Here is a 23,393-nt window from a genome sequence, read left to right on the forward strand (position 1 = left end):
GTTCTACGCTGCGCGCCATGAGCGACGAGGCGGCACCGATCTACGACGACAAGGCGCAGGTTCGCGGCAGCCTGGACCTGAGCGGGGCGAAGTGGCAGCGCGGCGACGGCGCCGAGAGCGAGGGCGAGCACGTCGAGGTGGCCTTCGTGCCGCACACCGACGGCGTCACCTACGTCGCGATGCGCAACTCGGCCCAGCCGACCGGTCCGGTGCTGGTGTTCACGCCCGCGGAGTGGGACGCCTTCGTGAAGGGGGCCAGGGACGGCGAGTTCGACGAGCCCTGGTGATCTGGCGCATAACACGGCGGAGCCGCGCCATCAGGCGAATCCGTTAGCCGTACCCGGATGTCGTATTTCCCCGTGACCGGCGCTGACCGGCGTCGGCCCCGACCTACCATCCCCTCGGGGCTGGCAGGCCGGGACGGGGGCTGTGATGAGCATAGAACTGCCGGACCAGGTCGTCTGGCTGCTGAATCTGATCGGCATCAACTGGCCGGCCGTCGACGAGGACCAGGTGCGGGTATTCGCCTCGCACGTCCGGGATTTCGCCAACAACATCAACGACACGCACCAGCAGGCGTCCGCGACGATCCAGGAAATGGGTCAGAGCTATTCCGGCGCCTCGTACGAGCAGTTGGTCGAGTCGTGGGCTCGAATGTCCGACAGCCACATGACCGAGTTGACCCAGGCGTGCGGGGTCGTCGCCACCGCCTTGGATCTGGCGGCCGACGGAATCGTCGCCGCGAAAATGGTGGCCATCGGCGAACTGGTCGGGCTGGCGGTGTCCTTCGCCGCCGACCAGGCCGCCGCCGTCGCGACCCTGGGCGCCGCGGAGGCGGCCGAGGCGCTGATCGTGGAGGCCGCGGAGAAGGTCGTCAACGGGCTGATCCAGCAGCTGGAGCAGCAGATCGTCGGCGAGGTGATCCAGGCGGCGGTCGAACCGCTGGAACAGGTGGTCGAGCGGGCGCTCGGCGGCCTGGTGTTCCAGGGGCTGGAGGCCGCGCTGGGCGATCCCGAGCCCGGCGCCAGCGGCGGCGGCGAGGGCTTCAGCATCGTGCCGGACGCCGTCCGCGCCCACGCCCAGACCCTCCAGGGGCACGCCGACCAGGTCGCGACGCACGCGTCCAACTTCGGCGGCGCGGTGGCGGGGCTGAGCTTCGGTGAGTAACGCGATCGTGGCCGCCCTGGAGCAGGCGGCGAAGCGGGTCGGGCTGACGCTGAGCAAGGACGCCGGCCGCGCGGTGAGCGGGCTGTACAAGGACGCCGGCCGGGGCGCCGAGGACGTCGTCCAGAAGTTCGAGTCCGCGGACGCGTTGCACCGCAAGAAGTTCCTCGACCTGTTGGACGAGGTCGGCAAGGAGCCCAAGGACGGCGAGAAGGACTACCTGGGCCTGGGGAAGACCAAGGCCAGCAAGGTCCAGTCGGCCAAGCAGGACGCCGTGCGCAGCAATGTGACGCGCATTCTCGACCCGGAACACGCGCCGGCCCACGACTACGAGATCACCGTCGACAGCAGGAAATACCCGGAATCGGCGCAGCACATCCAGGAGGCCCAGTCCGGCACGATTTCGCGCGGCAACCGGCAGTCCGCCGGCGCGCCGAAACCGTCCATTGTGACGATCGACCGGGAGGGCGAGGCGGCCAATCGGGACGAATCGCTGCGCGGCATTCCCACCGCGCCCGGCCAGGACCGCGACGAGTATCCGCCGGCGATGTTCGAGGAGGGCGGCAAGGGGGCCAGCGTCAAACACATCGACAGTTCGGACAATCAGGGGTCCGGGTCGTCCATGGGCACTAAGTTGAGGGGCCTGCCCAAGGGGACCAAGGTGAAGATCACCGTGAAGTGAGGAGCCCGATGGCCGAGAACGCGAAGCAGCTGGCCGCCCGGGCCCGCAGCGGCCAGTTCCGCGAGGTGCTGCCGGCATTGCGCGCGCTGGTCGCCAAGGACGGCCCCCGCGCCCTCGGACAGCGTGCGCAGGCGGCCGCCGTGCTGATCTCGATCCTGTTCTGGCAGGACGCCTTCGCCGAGGCCGCGGATCTCACCGAGGAGCTGATCACCGCCGACGGGCCCCGGGACAGCCCGATCCGGGACGAGGACGAGCCGTTCAGCGTGGCGCTGCTCGCCGCCGAGGTGCACGCGGGGCAGCCGGCCGCCGAGCGGTGCGCGCGGCTGGCGTCGTCGGTGCCGCCGGACAGCGTGCTCGGCGAGCGCCTCACGTGGCTGGCCGCCGAGCTGGCCGACCGGTCGGCGGTGACGCTGCTGCCGAACTATTCACCCTGGGGCGAGCCGCCGTCGCCGTTGGACGGCGTCATCGGCGCCGATTATTTGGACGACGATTACAACGAGCTGAAACCCAACCAGCAGCGGGCGCTGTGGAACGCGTTGCTGCGTACCAACCAGTTCGAGCGGGCATGGGACCTCCACGAGCGCGTGGGCCTGCCGCCGCAGTGGGAGGTGTGCGTGTGGCTGGCCGGTTGGTGTGCCACGCTGGATCGGACCGACGAGGGTCGCCGGCTGCTGCTGGCGGCGCACGACCTGTGGTGGCCGTACGCCGTGTGGGACTGCCTGCCGCCGGATCCCGTGGTGCAGCCGGTGTTGCGGGTGCTGGTGACCGACGAGGTGCGCGAGCACTACCTGACCCACCCGATCGGGCCTGAGAGGGAGAAGCGATGATCGGTCCGAAGACCGAGGAACTGCTGGGACGGGCGCGGGGGCCGATGGGCCCGCAGATCGAGCTGGACTTCGGCGTCGAGGAGGGGCCGCTGGCCGAGCTGGCGGCGCTGCTCACCCGGATGAACGGCTTCTTCCTGTTCAACGCGGGCGTGCAGGTGTTCCGGGCCGGCGACGACGGCCTCGGGCCCGATCTCATAGCGTGGAACGACGCGGACACCTGGAAGTACACCTACGAGGGGCTGGCCGACGACTACTTCTGCTTCGGGCAGGACCTGTTCGGCGTGCAGTTCGCCATCAGGGACGGCGAGGAGGTGGTCACCCTCAACCCGGAGACCGCCCGCACCACGTCGCTGGGCGACAGCCTGGAGTCCTGGGCGGAGTGGCTGCTCGCCGACCCGGACGTGCACGGCGCCGCCGGGTTCGCGCTGAACTACCAGCGTGAGAACGGCGCCCTGGAGCCGGACCAGCGGCTGATCCCGCTCCAGTTCTTCGTCGGCGGGGGCGCCTACGACGCCGACAACCTGGTCGTCCGCGACGCGGCCACCGCCATGCGCATCCGCGGCCCGATCGCCCAGCAGGTGCACGATCTGCCCGACGGCGCGCGGATCCGCTTCAGCACGTCGTAGTTACGGCGAAGTTAACATCACCCCTTCCCACGAGGCGGCCAACTCGTAGGATGCGACGAGGTCCAGCACAGCGTCGTGCGGGAGGGCCCGTCCGAGGAAGTCGCGCGCGTCAAACCTGGAGCTGTGTCGTGACCAATGCCAGTCGCCCTGTCGTCCTGATCGCCGAGAAGCTCGCGCCGTCCGTCATCGACGTGTTCGGCGACGAGGTGGAGATCCGCCACGTCGACGGCACAGACCGTGCCGCGCTGCTGTCCGCCGTCGCCGACGCGGACGCCCTGCTGGTCCGCTCCGCCACCCAGGTCAACGCCGAGGTGTTCGAGGCCACGAGCAAGCTCAAGGTGGTCGCCCGCGCGGGCGTCGGCCTGGACAACGTGGAGGTGCCGGCCGCCACCAAGCACGGTGTGCTGGTGGTCAACGCGCCCACGTCCAACATCACCTCGGCCGCCGAGCACGCGGTCGCGCTGCTGCTGGCGGTCGCCCGCCGCATCCCGGAGGCCTCGACCAGCCTGCGCGGCGGCGCCTGGAAGCGGAGCTCGTTCTCGGGCGTGGAGCTGTCCGGCAAGACCGTCGGCGTGGTCGGCCTCGGCAAGATCGGCCAGCTGTTCGCGGCCCGCCTCGCCGCCTTCGGCACCACGCTGATCGCCTACGACCCGTACGTCGCGCCGGCCCGCGCCGCGCAGCTGGGCATCGAGCTGGTGAGCCTGGACGAGTTGCTGGAGCGCGCCGACGCGATCTCCATCCACCTGCCGAAGACCCCGGAGACCAAGGGCCTGATCGGCAAGGAGCAGCTGGCGCGGACCAAGCCGGGCGTGATCATCGTCAACGCGGCCCGCGGCGGCCTCGTCGACGAGACGGCGCTGGCGGAGTCCATTCGCGACGGTCATGTCGGCGGCGCCGGCATCGACGTCTTCGAGACCGAGCCGACCACCGCCTCGCCGCTGTTCGAGCTGCCGAACGTGGTCGTGACGCCGCACCTGGGCGCGTCCACCGCCGAGGCGCAGGACCGCGCCGGCACCGACGTGGCCCGCTCGGTGCGGCTGGCGCTGCGCGGCGACTTCGTGCCGGACGCGGTGAACGTGGCCAGCGGCGGCGTCGTCAACGACGAGGTGCGCCCGTACCTGCCGCTGACGCAGAAGCTGGGCGTGGTGCTGTCGGCGCTGGCCGGCAAGGCCCCGGCCTCGGTGACCGTGACCGTGCGCGGCGAACTGTCCAACGAGGATGTCTCGGTGCTGCCGCTGGCCGCGCTGCGCGGCGTGTTCTCCGGCATCGTCGACGAGCAGGTCACCTTCGTGAACGCGCCGGCGCTGGCCGAGACCCTTGGCGTGGCCGTCGAGCTGGTCAAGGAGCCGGAGAGCGCCAACCACCGCAGCCTGGTCACCGTGAGCGCCGCGCTGCCCGACGGGACGGCGCTGCGGGTGTCCGGCACGCTGTCCGGCCTGGACGCCGTGGAGAAGCTGGTGGAGGTCAACGGTCGCGGCTTCGACCTGCGCGCCGCCGGCGAGCTCGTGCTGCTGGAGTACCCGGACCGGCCGGGCGTGATGGGCACCGTCGGCACCCTGCTCGGCGAGGCCGGCGTGAACATCGAGGCGGCCCAGATCTCGCAGACCAAGGACGGCTCCGACGCCGTCATGCTGCTGCGCGCCGACCGCGCGGTGGACGCCGGCGTGCTGGAGCCGATCGGCGCCGCCGTGGGCGCGCACACCGTGCGGGCCATCTCGCTGATCTGACCGTTTTGTTCGGAAGGGGGCCTTCCCGGCGTTCGACGCCGGGAAGACCCCCTTCACCGCATGTTGGGGCCGGTCAGGGGTCCAATGTCACCCGTACGGGTGGCGATTGCGCCATCCGGGTGTCCCGCACTTCGGGAGAGATCACCCCAGAAGCGTGTCCGGACTCCGATTAGTAGGGGAAGTACGGGTAGCCTCACGCGAGAGATGGATGGTCCCGTGCAGGGGGACCGTACTCCGGGAGGTGTGTGGATGCGGCTCGCGGTGATCCCAGGTGACGGGATCGGGCCCGAGGTGGTTGCCGAGGCGTTGAAGGTGCTCGGCGAGGTGGTTCCGACGGCGGAGATCACCCGGTACGACCTTGGTGCGGCGCGGTGGCACGCCACCGGGGAGCTGCTGCCGGAGTCGGTTCTCGGCGAGCTGCGCCAGCACGACGCGATCCTGCTCGGCGCGGTCGGCGACCCGTCCGTGCCCAGCGGCATTCTCGAGCGCGGGCTGCTGCTGCGGCTGCGTTTCGAGCTCGACCACCACGTGAACCTGAGGCCGGCTCGGCTGTACCCCGGCGTGCGCAGCCCGATCGCCGACCCGCCCGACATCGACATGGTCGTGGTGCGCGAGGGCACCGAGGGCCTGTACGCCGGCAACGGCGGCCTGCTGCGCAAGGACACCCCGCACGAGATCGCCACCGAGGTCAGCATCAACACCTCGTTCGGCGTCGACCGGGTCGTCCGCGACGCCTTCGCCCGCGCCGCGGCCCGCCCGCGCAAGCACCTGACGCTGGTGCACAAGACCAACGTGCTGACCCACGCCGGTTCGCTGTGGTCGCGTGTGGTGGAGGAGGTGTCGCTGCTGCACCCCGAGGTGACGGTCAACTACCAGCACGTCGACTCCGCCACCATCCACATGGTCACCGACCCGGCCCGGTTCGACGTGATCGTCACCGACAACCTGTTCGGCGACATCCTGACCGACCTGGCCGCCGCCGTGACGGGTGGCATCGGCCTGGCTGCCAGCGGCAACCTGGACGTCACCCGCCGCAACCCGAGCATGTTCGAGCCGGTGCACGGCAGCGCGCCCGACATCGCCGGGCAGGGCATCGCCGACCCGACCGCCGCCGTGCTGTCGGTGGCGCTGATGCTGGACCACCTCGGCGAGCACGAGTCCGCCCGCCGTATCGAGGCCTCCGTCGCCTTCGACCTGGCCACCCGCGACCACGCCTCGCCCGGCGCCACCTACGCCATCGGCGACCGCCTGGCCGCACTGGTCTCCAGCAACACCCGCACCACCGCCTGACATCGCAAACACGTGTGCCCCTCGGCCCCAGGCCGAGGGGCACACGCATGTGTGAACCCCCGCGAGTCGCGCTCTGGGACACACCGAATGTAGGTTTCGGGTAGAACTGAGCCTTGAGACTCGTTTCTGCCCCAGACTTACATTCGGTGTGTCTGTGAGCGCGACTCGCGGGGGTTAGGGGGAGCCGGCTATGACGTGGTGGAGGTCGTCGGCGGCTTCGACGGCGAAGGCGGCGTCGTCGCAGACGACGTGGGGGACGGAGTAGGTCGCCAGGGGGTCGGTGGAGATGACGCCGGCGAGGAAGCCGCTGTCCACAAGCGACGGCAGGGGCCGGCTGTCGGGGACGACGACCACGGCGTAGCCCCAGTGCTCCAACTGCCGCCGGGTGGCGGGCACGGTGGTCGCGACGAGCGGCCGGTGGTGGCGGGTGGGGTTGTGCCGCCCCGCGTGGTAGCTGCGGGCCATACCGGTGATCGCGGCGGCGGCGTTGTCGAGGATGCGCTCGGACACCTGGTCGATGCCGACGATGTCGACGACCGAGTGCATGGTGGTCAGGTCGGTGACGCCGCCGTGGGTCTCGTGGTCCCGCGCGGTCACCAGCAGCTTGGGCACGCCGATCGGCAGCGCCCGTAGGGCGGCGTATGCGGGCGAGCCGCCGGTGGGCCCGCCGACCGCGAGCACCCCGTGCAGTCGGCCCTGCTCATGCAGCTCGACCAGCACGTCGGCGGCCGAGGGGCCCTCCAGTACGACCGGATCGCAGCCTCCGACGCGGACGCGGTCCATCAGCCAGGCGTACTCGGCGCCTTCGGCGTTCGGCGCGCCCAGCAAGACGACAGTGACCACGCAGCCTTCTCCCTTCGACGAAGGCGGCTGTGACAAGGCTGCTCCTAAACCGGAAATTGGACCAGTCCAATCTTGCCGAGGTGGACCGCTCATGGGCTGTCTCGGTGAAATTTCCCGGATGGTGGGATTTTTCGTCCGATGCTTGGTCGCGAGGGTCGGTGTGTGGCAGCATGCCGGTGTGGCTCTCCACACCGTGATCATCATTGCGCAGCGCGCCGGGTAGTGCCCCCGAAGGCACCCGGCGCGCAGACCTCTTGCTTCCGCAGGGGGTCTTTTTGCTTTTCAGGGCCACCTCACGAACCCTCTCGCAAGGAGCAGACCGTTGAGCAGGACTACCCCGGCCGGCACGCCACTCGGCGACGGCTTCCACCTCTTCGACACCACCCTGCGAGACGGCGCCCAGCGTGAGGGCATCACATACTCGGTCACGGACAAGCTCGCGGTGGCCCGCCTGCTGGACGGCCTCGGCGTCGGCTTCATCGAAGGCGGCTGGCCTGGCGCCCTGCCCAAGGACACCGAGTTCTTCGCCCGCGCCGCGGCCGGCGAGCTGGAGCTGAAGCACGCGGTACTGGTCGCTTTCGGCGCCACCCGCAAGGCGGGCGTGAAAGTCGAGGACGACGCGCAGGTGCGGGCGCTGCTCGACTCGCAGGCCCCGGTGGTCACGCTGGTCGCCAAGTCCGACCGCCGGCACATCGAACGCGCGCTGCGCACCGACGTCGACGAGAACTGCGCCATGGTCGCGGACACCGTCCGGTACCTGGTCGAGAACGGCCGCCGCGTCTTCCTGGACGCCGAGCACTTCTTCGACGGCTACGCCTACGACCCCGAGTGCTCGCTGCGCGTGCTGCAGGCGGCCGGCGAGGCCGGCGCCGACGTGGTGGTGCTCTGCGACACCAACGGCGGCCAGCTGCCGGTGCAGCTCGGGCAGACCGTCACCGAGGTGATGGCCCGCACCGGCCTGCGCGTCGGCATCCACTGCCAGGACGACACGTCCTGCGCGGTGGCCAACACCATCGCGGCGGTCCAGGCCGGCGCGACGCACGTGCAGTGCACCGCCAATGGCTACGGCGAGCGGGCCGGCAACGCCGACCTGTTCGCCGTCGTGGGAAACCTCGTGACCAAGCTCGGGATGCCGGTGCTACCCGCCGACTCCGTCGCCGAGCTGACCCGCGTGTCCCATGCCCTCGCCGAGATCGCGAACATCGCCCCCGACACCCACCAGGCCTATGTCGGGGCGTCGGCCTTCGCCCACAAGGCGGGGCTGCACGCGAGCGCGATCAAGGTGGACCCGGATCTGTACAACCACATCGATCCGGCCACCGTCGGCAACGGCATGCGGGTCCTGGTCACCGAGATGGCCGGTCGGGCGAGTCTCGAGCTCAAGGGACGAGAGCTCGGGCTCGACCTGGCCGGCCGGCCGGACGCCGTGGGCAGCGCGGTGCAGAAGGTCAAGGAGCTGGAGGCCAAGGGCTGGTCCTTCGAGGCCGCCGACGCCTCGCTGGAGCTGCTGCTGCGGTCCGAGCTGTCCGAAGTGGACGAGCCGCCGTTCGTGCTGGAGTCCTACCGGGTGCTGCTGGACCACCGGCAGGACGGCGTGATCGTGTCCGAGGCGACGGTCAAGGTGCACGTCGGCGGCGAGCGCGTGATCGCCACCGCCGAGGGGACCGGTCCCGTGCACGCCCTGGACGCCGCGCTGCGCCAGGCACTTCGGCCGCACCTGTCCTGGATGGACAGTGTGGAGCTGGCCGACTACAAGGTGCGCATCCTCACCGACCACCCCGGCACCGACGCGATCACCCGCGTGCTGGTCGAGTCCACCGACGGCGAGCACGAGTGGACCACCGTCGGCGTGCACGACAACATCGTCGAGGCGAGCTGGCTCGCCCTGTGCGACGCCCTGGCCCACAAGGCGATGCGGGTGCGGGCGCTGGCCTGAGACGAAGACGACCGGCCGCCGGCGACATCGCGGCGGCCGGTCCTACTAGGCTCGGGCCCGTGCGCTTTGCTCGAATTTCCCACTCGGAAGGGGCGTCCTTCGTCGCCATCGGCGGCGAGCCGGACAGCCTGATCGCTGCGGAACTTCTCACCTCGGTTTTCGAGGACCCGAAGTTCACCGGCCGGACCTGGCCGCTGGCCTCGGTCCAGCTGCTGGCCCCGATCCGCCCGTCGAAGGTGGTGTGCATCGGCAAGAACTACGCCGACCACGCCCGCGAGATGGGCGGCGAGCCGCCGGCCGACCCGGTCATCTTCATCAAGCCGTCGACGTCGGTGATCGGCCCGGACGCGACCATCGAGGTGCCGGCCGGCATCGGTCGCGTGGACTACGAGGGCGAGCTGGCGATCGTCATCGGCGGCCTGCCGGTGCGCCGGCTCAAGGCCGAGGACGCCGGCGCGGCCATCCTCGGCTACACCATCGCCAACGATGTCACCGCCCGCGAGCAGCAGAAGGCCGACGGGCAGTGGACGCGGGGCAAGGGGCACGACACGTTCTGCCCGCTGGGCCCGTGGATCGAGACCAACCTCGACCCGTCCAACCTGAGCCTGCACACCGAGCTGGACGGCGAGCTCAAGCAGGACGGCAACACCAGTGACCTGCTGCACGGCATCGGCGAGATCCTGGAGTGGATCACCGCCGGCATGACCCTGCTGCCCGGCGACGTGGTGCTCACCGGCACCCCGGCCGGCGTGGGCCCGATGACCGACGGGCAGTCGGTGTCGGTCTCGATCGAGGGCATCGGGACGCTCACCAACAAGGTCGCCGCGGTCTAGGCGCGTTGGACCATGATCGGACGGCCGGTCGGCGCAACTTCGCGCTGACCGGCCCTTCGGTGGCTTCCGCTGTTGAACCATGTCGTGCTATCCCGCGTTGAGCCGATTGCGAAACCAGTGAGGTCAGCAATCTGGCCCCGACCGGTTTGCCGCGGCGCAGCGGAGGTGATCGCATGGTGGTCCCCGACCCCGCAAGGGTGCTGCTGGTCGACGCCTCTCAGCTGATCACGGAGGGGCTGCGCGTCTGTTTGCAGCGCACCCAGCGCTTCCGCGTGGTGGGTGTGGCCCACACCTCGTCGGAGGCGCTGCGCTGCCTGCGGGGCCTGTTCGTCGACCTCGTCGTGACCGATCTCGCGGTGCCCGGCGCGGGGGCGCTGCGCACGGTCCGCGACGTGCGGGCGCAGCGCCCGTCGGCGACCACCGTGGTGGTCAGCGAGATGGACAGCCCGGAGTGGGCCAAGGCGGCGCTGGACCAGGGCGCCGCCGCGTACCTGCTGAAGACGACGCCGCTGCGGGAACTGCTCTCGGTGTTCAACGAGGTCCTCGCCGGCGCCACCCACGTGCTCGATCCCCGCCTGGGCGGCCAGGTCCAGCTGTCCGCCGACCTGCCGCCGCACGCCGTGCTGCCGCAGCTGTCGGCCCGCGAGTTCGACGTGCTGGCCGAGATGATCAAGGGCCTGGACAACCAGACCATCGCGCACCACCTGTTCATCAGCACCGACACGGTGAAGACGCACGTGAAGGCGATTCTTCGCAAACTGGGCGCGAAGGACCGGGCGCAAGTGGTCGCGATGGTCCTCAGTGGACGGGTGCCGCGCGGCGCCTGAATTCCGGGGAATCAACGCCGCGCGAAGTCCGGCGCGTGTTCCGGACGGAATCCGATCGCCACCAGGTAGCCGGGAATCAGACCCAGCTTCGGGAACCGGTTCAGCAGCCGCAGCGGCAGCGGCGTCCGCTTCGACAGGTCGATCTGGCCGCGCAGCGCCGGGCCGACAGCGTTGTCGTGCATCAGCTGCTGCATGCCCTGCGTCACCCTCGTGGCCGGCCCGCGGCGGCGCTGCACCTTGGCCAGATCCGCCGTCGTGACGGCGCCGCGGCGCAGCGGCTCGGCCAGAATCCTTGCCGCCGCAACGGCATCCTGCACGGCCAGGTTGATGCCGACGCCGCCCACCGGCGACATGGCGTGCGCGGCGTCGCCGATGCACAGCAGGCCGTCGCTGTACCACTTGGTCAGGCGGTCCAGCTTCACGTCGAGCAGCTTGCACTCGTCGAGCGACTCGATGGTGTCGACCCGGTCGGCCAGCCACGGCACGATCTCGGCCAGGCTGTCGCGGAACGCCTGGAGGCCCGCCTCCCGCCAGCGCGCGTCCGAACCCTTCTCGATCAGGAAGGCGAGCTGGAAGTACTCGCCGCGATCGATGTAGACCAGCATGCGCTTGCGGCCGAGGATGCCGCCGACGCCGCTCGGGTCGCCGGCGTGCCGCGGCACCCGCAGCCACCAGCAGTCCATCGGCACCCGCCAGCTGCGGATCCCCAGCCCCAGCGCGGCGCGCAGCACCGAGCGGCGGCCGTCGCAGGCGACGGTGAGGTCGGCGGCGATCTCGCCGGTCTCGCCGTCCTGGGTGCGGTAGGTGATGCCGGTGACGCGGCCGTCCTTGGTTTTCAGGCCCGTCGCCTCGGTGTTCATCCGCAGGTGGAAGCTCGGTTCGGCGGCCGCCGCGTCGGCGATCATGTCGAGGAAGTCCCACTGCGGCACCATCGCCACGTGCTTGTGCGGGCCGGGCAGCTTGCTCAGGTCGACGGTGACGGTGGTGTCCGGCCCCACCGGCAGCCCGAGCCTGGTGATGAGCTGGTGCGGCACCTTGGCGAACTTCTCGGTCAGGCCGAGCTCGTCCAGCAGCCGCAGCGTCGAGGCGTGCACCGTGTCACCCCGGAAGTCCCGCAGGAAGTCGCCGTGCTTCTCCAGCACGGTCACGTCCACGCCGGCCCTGGCCAGCAGCAGTCCGAGCACCATGCCGGCCGGGCCGCCACCCACTACGCAGCACGTCGTCCGTTCCATCGTCATCCCCTCTTTTCAACGCTTGTTGAATAAGCTCAGGATGCTCCCGCCCCGGCAGGCCGTCAAGACGTGTCACCCGGACAGTCAGACGTGACGCCCAGCACGTCGCCCATCGCGACCCGGTCGCGGCGCGTCACCGTTGCGCCACCACTCGGAGAAACCCGTTGTCCGACAGGAAGAAACAAGCCGTGCCGCACGCGCAGCGGAATCGGGTCGAGGCGGAGAGTGACCGTGAGCAAGGGGCAGCTTCACCTTGTTAGCCGAATCGCGGACAAGGGATCCGCACCTAGCCTCTCCTGGTGACGCCAGTTCTCTCCGCATTCACCACCGAGAAGACCGTCGAAATCCGTGCCGTTTGCCTGGACATCGACGACACGCTCATTGACTACGACGGATCCGCGAGAACGGCGTTGACAGCCCTCATCGGACACGACAACGCGTGGCCCGCCTGGCAGCGCGCCACCGACGAGCACGTCGCCCGTGCCATCTCCGGCGAGTTCGACTACGACACCATGCGCTGGCAGCGCACCAAGGCCTTCTTCGCCGACCTCGGCGAACACCTCGACGACGCCGAGGTCCGCCGGCGCGAGGACAACCGGCTCGCCGTCATGGAACGGTCCTGGCGGGTGTTCGACGACACCCTGCCCCTGCTCGACTGGCTGCGCGCCAGCGGCATCAAGGTCGCCGCCGTGACCAACGCCTCAGGCTCCCGGCAGCGCGCCAAGATCGCCGCCGTCGGCCTGTCCGAATTCTTCGACCACGTCGTCATCGCAGGTGAGCTGGGGGTCGCCAAGCCCGACCCGGTGATCTTCCACACCGCCTGCCTCGACCTCGACGTGCTGCCCACCGAGACCGTGCACGTCGGCGACCGCCTCGACCTCGACGCCATCGGCGCCCGCGACGCCGGCATGCACGGCGTGTGGCTCAACCGCGACGGCCTGTCCGAGCAGACCGCGCCCGACGGCGTGTGGACCATCGCCAGCCTCGCCGAGCTGCCCGAACTGCTCGTCTGCGAGCTCACCGGCCCCGGCGTCGACGGCCTCTGACCTGCGCGATCCGGTCCCCGTCGGGGGCGATTTCGTGATCCGGGCGGCCATGGTCTAGTATTCATTCCGGCAGGGCGGACAGCGGCCGGCAACAGCAAAGCTGATCCAGAATGCCAATGGGGTATGGTGTAATTGGCAGCACGACTGATTCTGGTTCAGTTAGTCTAGGTTCGAGTCCTGGTACCCCAGCAAGAGGCGCCCAAAGCGATGTGCTAGGGTACCTCGGAGCAAGAAAATCAAGTCTTGGCCCCGTCGTCTAGCGGCCTAGGACACCGCCCTCTCAAGGCGGCGGCGCGGGTTCGAATCCCGTCGGGGCTACAAGATCGGGAGATCCCTGTGTGGCGAGGCCACACAGGGATCTTTTCGCATTGCCTTGTGGGGCTCTCGCCCCACACCCCAAGGCAGGAGGGGCTTCGCCCCCCTGCACCCCCCTTCGGGCTCGCTTCGCATCGCCCCGGCTCGGCTTCGCCGTCGTCTCTCGGTGGGGGCTCGGCTTTGCCGTCGTCTCTCCGCCCCGGTTCGGCTTTGCCGTGGTCTCTCGGTGGGGGCTGGGCTTTGCCGTCGTGTTGGTGTTGGGGCTGGGGGGTGAGTTCTGCTCACGTCTGGTTGTCTGTTCGGCGGGGAGGTCCTCTCCGGGCACTAGCCTGGGGTCGTCTCTTTGGCGCTTGTGGCTCAGGCGCTCTTCCGGCTGGTCCCTCGCGCGTTCGGCGCTCTTGTTTTCGGCGGTCCCTGCGGTCGTGTCCCCGCCAGCGCTCCCGCCAGACCCTCGCCTTCGGCGCTCGCTGTTAGTTCTGTCCCCGCCGGGTTGCCCCGGCTGGTCCTCTCTTGCCCTCGGCGCGGTCGCCGCTGGTCCTTTCCCCGTTTGGCCTTCCTCTTCAGGCTTCTCTGGCTTGGTCCTCGGTCTCCGCGCTCGTGGGTCCAGCGCCGTCCCGGTCGAGCCCTCTCTCGGCCGGTCGTGTCCCCGCTAGTCCCTTTACCCTTCAGCGCTCACCGTCGGGTCTCCGTCTTGGTCCTCGGCTCTGGGCGCGTGGGTCCGGCGCTCGTCCCGTTGGTCCCGCTCACCTTCAGCCCTCTCCATGGGTCTTCGCCGTTGGGCGGTGGCTCCGGCGGGGCTTCTCGGCGGCAGTGCGGGCGGGGGCGTGGTGCTCTGGGTGTGGTCCTGGCGCGCTCAGAGGCGGTTTTGGAGGGCTTCGGCGGCGGCTAGGAGGTCGGCGGCCCAGCGGCCACCGGGGCGGCGGCCTATGCGGTCCACGGGGCCGGAGACGGAGACGGCGGCGATGACGGTGCCGGAGGAGTCGCGGACGGGGGCGGAGACGCTGGCGACGCCGGGTTCGCGTTCGCCGACACTCTGTGCCCAGCCGCGGCGGCGGACCTCCAGGAGGGTGCGTTCGCCGAAGAGGGCGTCGGTGAGGAGGGCGCGCTGGGTGGGGGAGTCGGCCCACGCGGCGAGGACTTTGGCGCCACTGCCGGCGGTCATGGGGAGGCGAGCGCCTACGGGGACGGTGTCCCGGAGACCGGAGGGGGGCTCGGCGGCGGCGACACAGATGCGTTGCATGCCGTCACGGCGGTAGAGCTGAACGGACTCGCCGGTGATGTCGCGCAGGCGGGGCAGCACCGAGGAAGCGGCGTCGAGCAGGGGGTCGGTGGCGCCGCCGGCCAGTTCGGCGAGGGCGGCGCCGGGGCGCCAGCGGCCGTCGGAACCGCGGCGCAGCAAGCGATGCACCTCGAGCCCCACGGCCAGGCGGTGCGCGGTGGCCCGGGGCAAACCCGTGCGGTTGCACAACTCGGCCAGCCCACAGGGGTCCTTGGCGACGGCGCTGAGCACCGCCACCGCCTTGTCCAGAACGCCGATCCCGCTATGCTGTCCCACGTCGCGATACTAGCTTCCCGCGATGTGGGAAGTCCAGCCGCGCCGAGGACTGAGAAACCCGATCTGACACGACATCCCCGAAGGGGGAGGAGTTATGGGCCGCACGCTCGCGGAGAAAGTCTGGGACGCGCACCTGGTGCGCAAGGGCGACGGAGCCGAACCGGACCTCATCTACATCGACCTGCACCTGGTGCACGAGGTCACCAGCCCGCAGGCGTTCGACGGGCTGCGGCTCGCCGGCCGCACGCTCCGCCGGCCGGACCTGACGATCGCCACCGAGGACCACAACGTTCCGACGATCGACGTCGAACTTCCCATCGCCGACCCGGTGTCCCGGACCCAGGTGGACACGCTTCGCCGCAACTGCGCGGAGTTCGGCGTCCGCCTGCACCCGATGGGCGACGCGGAGCAGGGCATCGTGCACGTGGTCGGCCCGCAGCTGGGACTGACCCAGCCGGGCATGACGGTGGTGTGCGGCGACAGCCACACCTCCACCCACGGCGCCTTCGGCTCGATCGCCTTCGGCATCGGCACCTCCGAGGTCGAGCACGTGATGGCCACGCAGACGCTGCCGCTGAAGCCGTTCAAGACCATGGCGATCAACGTCAACGGCACGCTGCGCCCCGGCGTCACGTCCAAGGACGTCATCCTGGCGGTGATCGCGAAGATCGGAACCGGTGGCGGCCAGGGCTACATCCTCGAGTACCGCGGCGACACCATCGAGGCGATGTCGATGGAAGCGCGGATGACCGTCTGCAACATGTCGATCGAGGCGGGCGCGCGCGCCGGCATGATCGCACCGGACGACACGACATTCGACTACATCGAGGGACGCGACCACGCGCCGAAGGGCGCGGACTGGGACGCGGCCGTCGAGTACTGGCGCTCGCTGCGCACCGACGACGACGCCACCTTCGACATGGAGGTGGACATCGACGCGGACGCGCTGACGCCGTTCGTCACCTGGGGCACGAACCCGGGGCAGGGCCTGCCGTTGGCCGAGCGGGTGCCCGACCCCGAGGACTTCGGCGACGACAACGCCAAGGTGGCGGCGGAGAAGGCGCTGGCCTACATGGGCCTGGAGCCGGGCACGCCGCTGCGTGAGATCCACGTGGACACCGTCTTCCTCGGCTCCTGCACGAACGGGCGCATCGAGGACCTGCGAGCGGCGGCGGAGGTCCTCAAGGGCCGCAAGGTCGCCTCCGACGTACGCATGCTGGTGGTGCCGGGTTCGATGCGGGTGCGCGCGCAGGCCGAGTCCGAGGGGCTGGACAAGGTCTTCACGGCCGCGGGCGCCGAGTGGCGGTCCGCGGGTTGCTCCATGTGCCTGGGCATGAACCCCGATCAGCTCAAGCCGGGCGAGCGCAGCGCCTCCACCTCCAACCGCAACTTCGAGGGCCGCCAGGGCAAGGGCGGCCGCACCCACCTGGTGTCGCCGCTGGTCGCCGCGGCCACCGCGGTGCGCGGCACGCTGTCGTCGCCTTCCGACCTGGACTGAGAAGCAGGGGAGTCAACCCGATGGAACCGTTCACCAGCCACACCGGGGTCGGCGTCCCGCTGCGCCGGTCCAACGTGGACACCGACCAGATCATCCCGGCCGTCTATCTGAAGCGCGTCACCCGCACGGGCTTCGAGGACGGCCTGTTCGCGGCCTGGCGCGCGGACGACAGCTTCATCCTCAACCAGGAGCCCTTCCGCGGCGGCAGTGTTCTGGTCGCCGGCCCCGACTTCGGCACCGGCTCGTCCCGCGAGCACGCCGTCTGGGCGCTGATGGACTACGGCTTCCGGGTGGTGCTGTCGTCCCGGTTCGCCGACATCTTCCGCGGCAACGCGGGCAAGCAGGGGCTCGTGGCCGCTCAGTGTGAGCAGTCCGACATCGAACTGTTGTGGAAGCTGCTGGAGAACGAGCCCGGCACGGAGGTCACGGTCGACCTGACCGCGAAGACCGTCCGCGCCAAGGACTTCTCGGCCGCCTTCCAGATCGACGACTACACCCGTTGGCGACTGCTGGAAGGTCTCGACGATATCGGTCTGACCTTGCGAAACGTCGACGCGATCGGGGAATTCGAGGGCCGCCGGCCGACTTGGCTGCCCACAACGAACCCCGTCACGGCGGGCTGATCTCGGGGCCGCCGGAAGGACTTTCCGGCGGCCCTTCCACCCTCCCTCGCCGCTTCGAAAACCGGGCTTATGTCCCCCGGTGGGGCGGAACCAACGCGCCAGCAACAAAAAAATGGGCGTGGCGCGTGGAAATTCTTGGCGCGTTGGCTTACCGTGTGCCTGAAGTGGCCCAACTACAGGGCCGATAGTGTCCTGGGAGGGACTGAAGTGAACAAGGCCCAACTCATTGAGGCTCTGGCCGAGCGTCTCGGCGACAAGAAGGCCGCCAGCTCGGCCGTCGACGGCATCGTCGACATCGTCGTGCGCACCGTCCACAAGGGCGAGAAGGTCAACGTCACGGGCTTCGGTGTGTTCGAGAAGCGGGCTCGGGCGGCGCGTACCGCGCGCAACCCGCGCACTGGTGAGACCGTCAAGGTGAAGAAGACCAACGTCCCCGCTTTCCGCGCCGGCACGACGTTCAAGGACGTCATCAGCGGCGCCAAGAAGCTGCCGAAGGTCACCGCCGCCAAGCCGGCCGCCGCTGCCGCCAAGGCCACGACGACCGCCGCTGCCGCCGCGAAGCCGGCCACCACGCGTCGTACCGCTGCTGCCGCCAAGCCGGCCGCCGCCGCCGCGAAGCCGGCCACCACGCGTCGCACCGCCGCCGCCAAGCCGGCCGCTGCCGCCGCGAAGCCCGCCACCACGCGGAAGGCCGCGCCGAAGCGCACCACGGCCGCCGCCAAGCCGGCCGCCGCGGCCGCGACCACCACGGCTGCCGCGAAGCCGGCCGCCAAGGCCGCCCCGAAGAAGGCGACCGCCACCGCCAAGAAGGCCGCGCCGCGCAAGGCCGCTGCCGCCAAGAAGTGACCACGACCGGCCGAGTCACCCGCTCGGCCGGGCGTGTTCCCTAGGTACACCCACGAACCCGGCGCTCGACCCGCGCGTGCCGTCGTTCGTGATGAGGGGCCTGTGCATCCGGCACGGGCCCCTCATCATTTCTCGGACGGGAAAGCCCGGTGTGGTGCGGGTTTGCACCACAACCGGTGGGGTGCAACGGGTCCGCCGACCCCCAGAACTAGCTGCCGGCCGGTTTCGGCAGCGGGCTGGGAAAGTAGTCGGCGGCGACCAGACGCGGCTCGCGCCCGCGCTTGGGCGGCCGGAACGACAGCACCCAGAAACTGCCCTTCTTGCTGGCGATCTCGTCCAGGCGCAGGCCGCTCAGGTCGGCCAGTCGGGCGATGACGTCGGGGATGACGCCGCCCTGGCTGCTCACCACCGGCGTGCCGCCGGCGGCCACGATGTCCAGCAGCCGCGCCACCCCGGCCGACGGGCTCACCCAGTAGCCCTCCTCGGACAGCAGCGGCTCGCTGCGGATCTCCAGGCCCAGGCCGGCCACCGTGTCCACGCACCGGGTCCGCGGCGCCGCATGGACCCGATCAGCCCCGAACAGCGGCAGAATCGCGGCCAGTCCGGCGGCCTGCCGACGCCCGGCGGGACTGAGCGGGCGCAGGTCGTCCTCGCCGTCCCAGTCCTCGCGCTTGCCCGCCTTGGCGTGCCTGACCAGCAGCAGCGTGGCCAATCGCGCCGGCAGCGCGGCGAACTCGGCCAGCACCACCCGATCGTGCTGGTAGCGCAGCAGATCCCCGGCGGCATCGGGCGATAGCCATTTCAGCCGGTCCACCTCGTCATTGGCGAGGAAGTCGCCATCGAGATGGCGGGCCGCGAAGTAGTCGACGACCTTCGGGCGGCCGTCCACCTTGTATTCGGTGGACGGCAAGCGGCGGCCCAACGCGATGGAGAAGCCGGTCTCCTCCAGCACTTCGCGAACCGCCGCCGCCGGCGTCGTTTCGTCAGCGTCCAATTTTCCCTTGGGCAGTGACCAATCGTCGTATCGCGGCCGATGGACCACTGCGACTTCCACCTGGTCGCTCACACTGCTGGGACGCCACACAACGGCGCCGGCGGCTCGGATAGTCACACCTGCTGTTCCTTCGCACTGTGCAGTTTCATCAGTTCGACCTGATGGTCGCGAACACGGGAACCGTCCGCCGGGGACGGATCCCAGTTACCGCTCGGGGCGAGGACCCAGCACCGAGTGGCCGGATCCATCGTCGAATCCAGCACACTGTCCAACTGCGCGACCAGTTTCGGGTCGGTCACCTTCACCAGCACCTCGACCCGGCGGTCCAGATTGCGGTGCATCATGTCGGCGCTGCCGATCCACAGCTCGTCCGAACCGGCGAACCGCACGATCCGCGAGTGCTCCAGGAAACGCCCCAGGATCGACCGCACGGTGATGTTCTCGGACAGTCCGGGCACGCCCGGCTTGATCGCGCAGATGCCGCGCACCACCACCTCGACCGGCACGCCGGCCTGCGACGCGCGATACATGGCGTCGATGACCTGTTCGTCCACGAGCGAGTTCACCTTGATCCGGATGCCCGACCTGCGGCCCGCCCGCGCGTGCTCGATCTCCTGCTCGATCCTCCGCACGATGCCGCGCCGCACGCCGTAGGGCGCGACCATGAGGCTGCGGTAGTTGTCCTGCCGGGCATAGCCGGTCAGCACGTTGAACAGGTCGGTGAGGTCCGCGCCGATCGTCGGCTCCGCGGTGAGGATGCCGACGTCCTCGTACAGGCGCGCGGTCTTCGGGTTGTAGTTGCCGGTGCCGATGTGGCAGTACCGCTTGATGGAGGAGCCCTCCTGGCGGATCACCAACGCCGTCTTGCAGTGCGTCTTCAGACCCACCAGGCCGTAGACCACGTGCACGCCGGCCTTCTCCAGCGCACGGGCCCACTTGATGTTGGCCTCCTCGTCGAACCGTGCCTTCAGCTCGACCAGCGCCACCACCTGCTTGCCGGCCTCGGCGGCGTCCATCAGCGCGTCGACGATCGGCGAGTCACCGGAGGTGCGGTACAGGGTCTGCTTGATGGCCAGCACGTTCGGGTCGGCCGCGGCCTGCTCGATGAACCGCTGCACGCTGGTGGAGAAGGAGTCGTACGGGTGGTGCACCAGCACGTCCCCGTCCCGCAGCGTGGCGAAGACGCTGCGCGGCGTCTCCCGGTCGGCGAACGCGGGATGCGTGGCCGGCACGAACGGCGGGTCCTTGAGCTCCTTGCGGTCCACGCCGTACACCTGCCACAGGCACGACAGATCCAGTAAACCGGGAACCTCGACGACCTCGTCCGGCTCCACGTCCATCTCCCGCAGCAGCAGGCGAAGCACGTGGTCGGTCATGTCGTCCCCGACCTCCAGGCGCACCGGCGGCCCGAACCGGCGCCGCGCCAGTTCCCGTTCCAGGGCCTTGAGCAGGTCCTCGTCCTGGTCCTCCTCGACCTCCAGGTCGGCGTTGCGGGTGATGCGGAAGACGTGGCACTCGATGATGTCCATGCCGGCGAACAGCTCGCCCAGGTGCGCGGCGATGAGTTCCTCCAGCGGCAGGAAGGTCGCGGTGCCGCTGCGCCGGTCGGCCTCGACGCGGATCAGCCGCGGCACGTTGTCCGGCACCTTCACCCTGGCGAACTGCTCCGGGCCACCCTCCGGCGACCGCACCGTGACGGCGAGGTTGAGCGACAGGCCGGAGATATAAGGGAACGGGTGCGCCGGGTCCACCGCGAGCGGCGTGAGCACCGGGAAGACCTGCTCGCTGAAGTAGTTGGACAGCCGCAGCTGGTCGGCCTCCTCCAGGTCCTGCCAGGACACGATGCGCACCCCGTGCTGCTCCAGCCCGGGGCGGATCTCGTTGAGGAACGCCTTCGCGTGCTGGTCGACCAGTTCCTGGGTGCGCGCGGCGATCCGGCTCAGCTGTTCGCTGGGCGTCAGGCCGTCCGCGCTGCGCACGGTCAGGCCGGTCTCCTCGCGGCGCTTCAGGCCGGCGACCCGCACCATGTAGAACTCGTCCAGGTTCGAGGCGAAGATCGCCAGGAACTTGGCCCGCTCCAGCAGCGGCTGCGAGGCGTCCTCGGCCAGCGCCAGCACGCGGGCGTTGAAGTCCAGCCACGACAGCTCGCGGTTGAAGTAGCGGTCGTCGGGCAGGTCCGTCTCGTCCATCGGCTTGGCCGTCACGGCCGGCGGGGTGACGACCCGGTGGGTCGGGCCATCGGGCCGAGGGAGCCGGGTGCGTTCAGCCGGCGGAACCGGCGTCACGACGGCGGTCTTGCCCTCGACCAGAGAGACGGGTTCCGTCTTCGCCTCGACGACGGGCGCGGCGGTCCGTGCGCGTGCCGTTCGGGTCCTGGGCTTCGCGGGGGCCTTCGCGCGGGTGCGCGCCGGCTTCGCGGGTTCGGCGGTGTCGTTCGCCGCGGCGGGTGCGGCCTTCGTCGCACCGCCGCGGGTGGCGGTTTCCGCCTTCGGTGCCCGCTTCCGGGTCGGCTTCGCCGTTTCGACGGGAATTTCGACGGCCGCGTCCGCCTTGGCCGCGCGGCCGCGCGTCGTCCGAGGCTTCACGGCTTCGGGTTCTGCCGCCTTCGCCGCACGGGCGCGAGGCTTGGCTGCCGGTGTGGTTTCCGCCTTCGCGGTGGTGCGTCGCCGGCTGGGCGCCGGCGTCTCCGCCGCGGCCTTGGCGGTGGCCGCGGTGCTACGGGTAGTGGTCCGCCTAGGGGTCGCTCGTGGCTGCCGCGCCTTGGCGGTGGCGGGCTTGGGCTTGGTCTGCTCGGCCGGGGCCTGCTCGTCGTTGGTTTCCGTAGACACGGTGGCCATTGTTCCCCAGAGCGAGGCAAAAGGCGCTGCTCGGGAGGAACGACACGGTGAACACCCAGAGCTACGAAGGAGCCCTCATCACCGAGGTCACGCCGTCCACACGGCTCAAAGTCACCCGCTGACCCGGCCGCGGCGCGCGCCAACCGCCGGCAACCACGGCCGTCGCGGGCACGTCGACCAGCACACCGTCGTCACGCAGCACCGTCGCCGACCCGTCCGGGTGGACGGTGTGCACGGTGGCCTGCTCCATGTCGACCAGCCTAGCGCGGTCCACTGTGGATCACGCCGACAGCCGGAACCGTTGCTCGGTGCGCGGCCCGAGCCCGAGGCCGGCCGCGACCGAAAGGTCCGCCTCGGTGTCCACGTCGCAGCGCACCGTGGGCCAGTCGCCGATCAGTTCGATCGCCCCGGAGGATCGGTGCGCCGCGGCCGAGCCGACGCCGAAGCGCGGATCCAGCGGCTCACCGGGGGCCGCGATGAGCAGCGTCGTGCCGGTTCCCTGGCGGTCGGGCACGAACGCCCGCTTGCCGTCGGCGGCGGCGATCGCGGCGGCCAGTTCCTCCGACCGCAGCGCCGGCAGGTCCGCCTGGAGCGCGCCGACGTGCCGGCCGAGCAGCGACGCTCCGTGCCGGTACGCCTCGTTCAGGCCCGGCTCGGCCTCGGGCACGCAGCGGATTCCCTCGGCCCGCAACACCGCCGTCAGCATCGGGTCGGACGTGACGACCACCACGTCGCCGACGCCGTCCGCGGCCGCCGCGGCGGTGATCGTGTCCAGCGCCAGCGCCACCACCAGGTCCGCGTGCGCGCGCCGGTCGCCGATGCCGCCGTCGGCCGCGCCGACCAGCCGGGACTTGGCCCGGTCCAGCCGCTTCACCGGCACCACGAGGTCGAGGTAGCTCCGCACCCCTCCATCATGCAGACTCGGCCCGACGAATTCGAACGCGTGGAGGAGAGCGGATGCGCAAGGAGAAGGGCGGGCCGTGGATCAGGATGTGCGCCATCGTCCTGTATCCGACGGTCAAGCTGCTGGCGCGACGGGTGAACAAGGGGCCGAAGCTGCCCCGGCACGGCGGCGTGCTGCTGGTGATGAACCACGTGTCGCACCTCGACCCGGTGTTCGACGCCATCCTTGTGCACAACAACGAGCGGGTGCCGCGCTTCATGGCCAAGGCCTCGCTGTGGAAGGTCCCGGTGCTGGGCAAGGTTCTGGTCGGCGCCGGCCAGATCCCGGTCTACCGCGGTGGTGACGCCAGGGAGAGCCTGCGCGCGGCCAAGGAGAGCCTCGAGGTCGCCAGCAAGGGCCTGGAGCAGGGCAAGCTGCTGGTGATCTACCCGGAGGGCACGATCACCAAGGACCCGGACGGCTGGCCGATGGCCTCCCGCACCGGCGCGGCCCGGCTGGCGCTGGCCAACGACGTGCCGGTGATCCCGGCCGCGCGCTGGGGCACCCGGGCGCTCTACGACGGCTACAACAAGAAGTTCCGGCCGTTCCCGCGCAAGACCGTCACCTCGGTCCTGGGCGAGCCGATCGACCTGTCCGCCTACCGGGACCAGCCGGTCACCGCGCAGGTGCTGCGCGAGGTGACGGACCTGCTGATGGGGCGGGTCAAGGAACTGCTCGAGCAGGCGCGCGGCGAGCACGCTCCGGAGGGCTTCTACTCCCCGGTCAAGGCCAAGCAGAACGGGGAGTGA

Annotated in this window: 22 protein-coding genes and 2 tRNA genes; 17 read left to right on the forward strand and 7 right to left on the reverse strand. The window is 70.3% G+C overall.

What is annotated here, in order from left to right:
* Window positions 1–17 precede the first annotated feature (17 nt).
* The 7 genes from BCF44_RS33085 to BCF44_RS33115 all read left to right on the forward strand — a co-directional run bounded on the left by BCF44_RS33085 (window position 18) and on the right by BCF44_RS33115 (window position 6,316).
* Window positions 18–287 (forward strand): DUF397 domain-containing protein, encoded by a 270-nt coding sequence (locus BCF44_RS33085; protein ID WP_116178351.1) that lies wholly within the window; start codon window positions 18–20, stop codon window positions 285–287.
* Window positions 288–432: 145 nt separating this feature from the next.
* The gene (locus BCF44_RS33090; protein ID WP_116178352.1) at window positions 433–1,167 is read left to right on the forward strand and encodes a WXG100 family type VII secretion target; all 735 of its coding nucleotides are present in this window, start codon (window positions 433–435) and stop codon (window positions 1,165–1,167) included.
* Window positions 1,160–1,846, forward strand: coding sequence for a NucA/NucB deoxyribonuclease domain-containing protein (locus BCF44_RS33095; protein WP_116178353.1), 687 nt, complete (start codon window positions 1,160–1,162; stop codon window positions 1,844–1,846). Before BCF44_RS33090 ends, BCF44_RS33095 begins: the two co-directional genes overlap by 8 nt.
* A gap of 8 nt (window positions 1,847–1,854) precedes the next feature.
* Window positions 1,855–2,673 (forward strand): hypothetical protein, encoded by an 819-nt coding sequence (locus BCF44_RS33100; RefSeq protein ID WP_116178354.1) that lies wholly within the window; start codon window positions 1,855–1,857, stop codon window positions 2,671–2,673.
* The gene (locus BCF44_RS33105) at window positions 2,670–3,299 is read left to right on the forward strand and encodes an SMI1/KNR4 family protein (protein WP_170217870.1); all 630 of its coding nucleotides are present in this window, start codon (window positions 2,670–2,672) and stop codon (window positions 3,297–3,299) included. The genes BCF44_RS33100 and BCF44_RS33105 overlap by 4 nt, the downstream gene beginning before the upstream one ends.
* Window positions 3,300–3,427: 128 nt before the next feature.
* Window positions 3,428–5,026 (forward strand): phosphoglycerate dehydrogenase, encoded by a 1,599-nt coding sequence (serA, locus tag BCF44_RS33110; RefSeq protein WP_116178355.1) that lies wholly within the window; start codon window positions 3,428–3,430, stop codon window positions 5,024–5,026.
* Window positions 5,027–5,275: 249 nt separating this feature from the next.
* Complete coding sequence (locus BCF44_RS33115; protein ID WP_116178498.1) at window positions 5,276–6,316, forward strand: 3-isopropylmalate dehydrogenase; 1,041 nt, start codon at window positions 5,276–5,278, stop codon at window positions 6,314–6,316.
* A 174-nt stretch (window positions 6,317–6,490) separates the two neighbouring features.
* Here BCF44_RS33115 and BCF44_RS33120 read toward each other — a convergent pair whose 3' ends face one another.
* The gene (locus tag BCF44_RS33120) at window positions 6,491–7,159 is read right to left on the reverse strand and encodes a Tm-1-like ATP-binding domain-containing protein (RefSeq protein ID WP_170217871.1); all 669 of its coding nucleotides are present in this window, start codon (window positions 7,157–7,159) and stop codon (window positions 6,491–6,493) included.
* A 322-nt stretch (window positions 7,160–7,481) separates the two neighbouring features.
* Between BCF44_RS33120 and cimA the strand changes: the two genes are divergently transcribed.
* The 3 genes from cimA (at window position 7,482) to BCF44_RS33135 (ending at window position 10,755) form a co-directional block, all read left to right on the forward strand.
* Entirely contained in the window at window positions 7,482–9,095 is a 1,614-nt protein-coding gene (gene cimA / locus BCF44_RS33125) for a citramalate synthase (protein WP_116178357.1), read from the forward strand.
* 59 nt (window positions 9,096–9,154) lie between these two features.
* On the forward strand, window positions 9,155–9,928 hold the full coding sequence (locus tag BCF44_RS33130; protein ID WP_116178358.1) for a fumarylacetoacetate hydrolase family protein: 774 nt from the start codon (window positions 9,155–9,157) through the stop codon (window positions 9,926–9,928).
* A 173-nt stretch (window positions 9,929–10,101) separates the two neighbouring features.
* Window positions 10,102–10,755, forward strand: coding sequence for a LuxR C-terminal-related transcriptional regulator (locus tag BCF44_RS33135; protein ID WP_116178359.1), 654 nt, complete (start codon window positions 10,102–10,104; stop codon window positions 10,753–10,755).
* 11 nt (window positions 10,756–10,766) lie between these two features.
* Here BCF44_RS33135 and BCF44_RS33140 read toward each other — a convergent pair whose 3' ends face one another.
* A complete protein-coding gene (locus BCF44_RS33140) occupies window positions 10,767–11,987 on the reverse strand; it encodes an FAD-dependent oxidoreductase (protein ID WP_116178499.1) in 1,221 nt (406 codons plus the stop codon).
* A 299-nt stretch (window positions 11,988–12,286) separates the two neighbouring features.
* Between BCF44_RS33140 and BCF44_RS33145 the strand changes: the two genes are divergently transcribed.
* The 3 genes from BCF44_RS33145 to BCF44_RS33155 all read left to right on the forward strand — a co-directional run bounded on the left by BCF44_RS33145 (window position 12,287) and on the right by BCF44_RS33155 (window position 13,351).
* Window positions 12,287–13,033, forward strand: a complete 747-nt coding sequence (locus BCF44_RS33145) for an HAD family hydrolase (RefSeq protein WP_116178360.1) — start codon at window positions 12,287–12,289, stop codon at window positions 13,031–13,033.
* 117 nt (window positions 13,034–13,150) lie between these two features.
* A tRNA-Gln gene (locus BCF44_RS33150) sits at window positions 13,151–13,222 on the forward strand.
* A 56-nt stretch (window positions 13,223–13,278) separates the two neighbouring features.
* A tRNA-Glu gene (locus BCF44_RS33155) sits at window positions 13,279–13,351 on the forward strand.
* Window positions 13,352–14,201: 850 nt separating this feature from the next.
* Here BCF44_RS33155 and BCF44_RS33160 read toward each other — a convergent pair.
* Window positions 14,202–14,903: an IclR family transcriptional regulator gene (locus BCF44_RS33160; RefSeq protein WP_052395712.1), complete on the reverse strand. Its 702-nt coding sequence runs from the start codon at window positions 14,901–14,903 to the stop codon at window positions 14,202–14,204.
* Window positions 14,904–14,997: 94 nt separating this feature from the next.
* On the opposite strand from BCF44_RS33160, the gene leuC reads away from it, so the two are divergent.
* The 3 genes from leuC to BCF44_RS33175 all read left to right on the forward strand — a co-directional run bounded on the left by leuC (window position 14,998) and on the right by BCF44_RS33175 (window position 17,870).
* Window positions 14,998–16,401 (forward strand): 3-isopropylmalate dehydratase large subunit, encoded by a 1,404-nt coding sequence (leuC, locus tag BCF44_RS33165; RefSeq protein ID WP_116178361.1) that lies wholly within the window; start codon window positions 14,998–15,000, stop codon window positions 16,399–16,401.
* A 20-nt stretch (window positions 16,402–16,421) separates the two neighbouring features.
* Window positions 16,422–17,024: a 3-isopropylmalate dehydratase small subunit gene (gene leuD, locus BCF44_RS33170; protein WP_116178362.1), complete on the forward strand. Its 603-nt coding sequence runs from the start codon at window positions 16,422–16,424 to the stop codon at window positions 17,022–17,024.
* A 207-nt stretch (window positions 17,025–17,231) separates the two neighbouring features.
* A complete protein-coding gene (locus tag BCF44_RS33175) occupies window positions 17,232–17,870 on the forward strand; it encodes an HU family DNA-binding protein (RefSeq protein WP_170217872.1) in 639 nt (212 codons plus the stop codon).
* A 208-nt stretch (window positions 17,871–18,078) separates the two neighbouring features.
* Here the strand turns inward: BCF44_RS33175 and BCF44_RS33180 are convergent, their stop codons facing one another.
* The 4 genes from BCF44_RS33180 to cofC all read right to left on the reverse strand — a co-directional run bounded on the left by BCF44_RS33180 (window position 18,079) and on the right by cofC (window position 22,605).
* On the reverse strand, window positions 18,079–18,975 hold the full coding sequence (locus BCF44_RS33180) for an NUDIX hydrolase (protein WP_116178501.1): 897 nt from the start codon (window positions 18,973–18,975) through the stop codon (window positions 18,079–18,081).
* Window positions 18,976–18,977: 2 nt separating this feature from the next.
* Window positions 18,978–21,692 (reverse strand): RNA degradosome polyphosphate kinase, encoded by a 2,715-nt coding sequence (locus BCF44_RS33185; protein ID WP_342775674.1) that lies wholly within the window; start codon window positions 21,690–21,692, stop codon window positions 18,978–18,980.
* A 70-nt stretch (window positions 21,693–21,762) separates the two neighbouring features.
* Window positions 21,763–21,951 (reverse strand): hypothetical protein, encoded by a 189-nt coding sequence (locus tag BCF44_RS33190; protein WP_116178364.1) that lies wholly within the window; start codon window positions 21,949–21,951, stop codon window positions 21,763–21,765.
* Between the two features lie 30 nt (window positions 21,952–21,981).
* The gene (cofC, locus tag BCF44_RS33195) at window positions 21,982–22,605 is read right to left on the reverse strand and encodes a 2-phospho-L-lactate guanylyltransferase (protein ID WP_116178365.1); all 624 of its coding nucleotides are present in this window, start codon (window positions 22,603–22,605) and stop codon (window positions 21,982–21,984) included.
* Between the two features lie 53 nt (window positions 22,606–22,658).
* On the opposite strand from cofC, the gene BCF44_RS33200 reads away from it, so the two are divergent.
* A complete protein-coding gene (locus BCF44_RS33200; RefSeq protein ID WP_116178366.1) occupies window positions 22,659–23,393 on the forward strand; it encodes a lysophospholipid acyltransferase family protein in 735 nt (244 codons plus the stop codon).

Source organism: Kutzneria buriramensis (assembly GCF_003387475.1).
Lineage (GTDB): Bacteria > Actinomycetota > Actinomycetes > Mycobacteriales > Pseudonocardiaceae > Kutzneria > Kutzneria buriramensis.

Bases quoted from the DNA above. Each gene is read 5' to 3' on its own strand.
- BCF44_RS33085 (WP_116178351.1), top strand. From the start codon at position 18: ATGAGCGACGAGGCGGCACCGATCTACGACGACAAGGCGCAGGTTCGC.
- BCF44_RS33090 (WP_116178352.1), top strand. From the start codon at position 433: ATGAGCATAGAACTGCCGGACCAGGTCGTCTGGCTGCTGAATCTGATC.
- BCF44_RS33100 (WP_116178354.1), top strand. From the start codon at position 1,855: ATGGCCGAGAACGCGAAGCAGCTGGCCGCCCGGGCCCGCAGCGGCCAG.
- BCF44_RS33105 (WP_170217870.1), top strand. From the start codon at position 2,670: ATGATCGGTCCGAAGACCGAGGAACTGCTGGGACGGGCGCGGGGGCCG.
- BCF44_RS33115 (WP_116178498.1), top strand. From the start codon at position 5,276: ATGCGGCTCGCGGTGATCCCAGGTGACGGGATCGGGCCCGAGGTGGTT.
- BCF44_RS33135 (WP_116178359.1), top strand. From the start codon at position 10,102: ATGGTGGTCCCCGACCCCGCAAGGGTGCTGCTGGTCGACGCCTCTCAG.
- BCF44_RS33140 (WP_116178499.1), bottom strand. From the start codon at position 11,987: ATGGAACGGACGACGTGCTGCGTAGTGGGTGGCGGCCCGGCCGGCATG.
- leuC (WP_116178361.1), top strand. From the start codon at position 14,998: ATGGGCCGCACGCTCGCGGAGAAAGTCTGGGACGCGCACCTGGTGCGC.
- leuD (WP_116178362.1), top strand. From the start codon at position 16,422: ATGGAACCGTTCACCAGCCACACCGGGGTCGGCGTCCCGCTGCGCCGG.
- BCF44_RS33190 (WP_116178364.1), bottom strand. From the start codon at position 21,951: ATGGAGCAGGCCACCGTGCACACCGTCCACCCGGACGGGTCGGCGACG.
- BCF44_RS33200 (WP_116178366.1), top strand. From the start codon at position 22,659: ATGCGCAAGGAGAAGGGCGGGCCGTGGATCAGGATGTGCGCCATCGTC.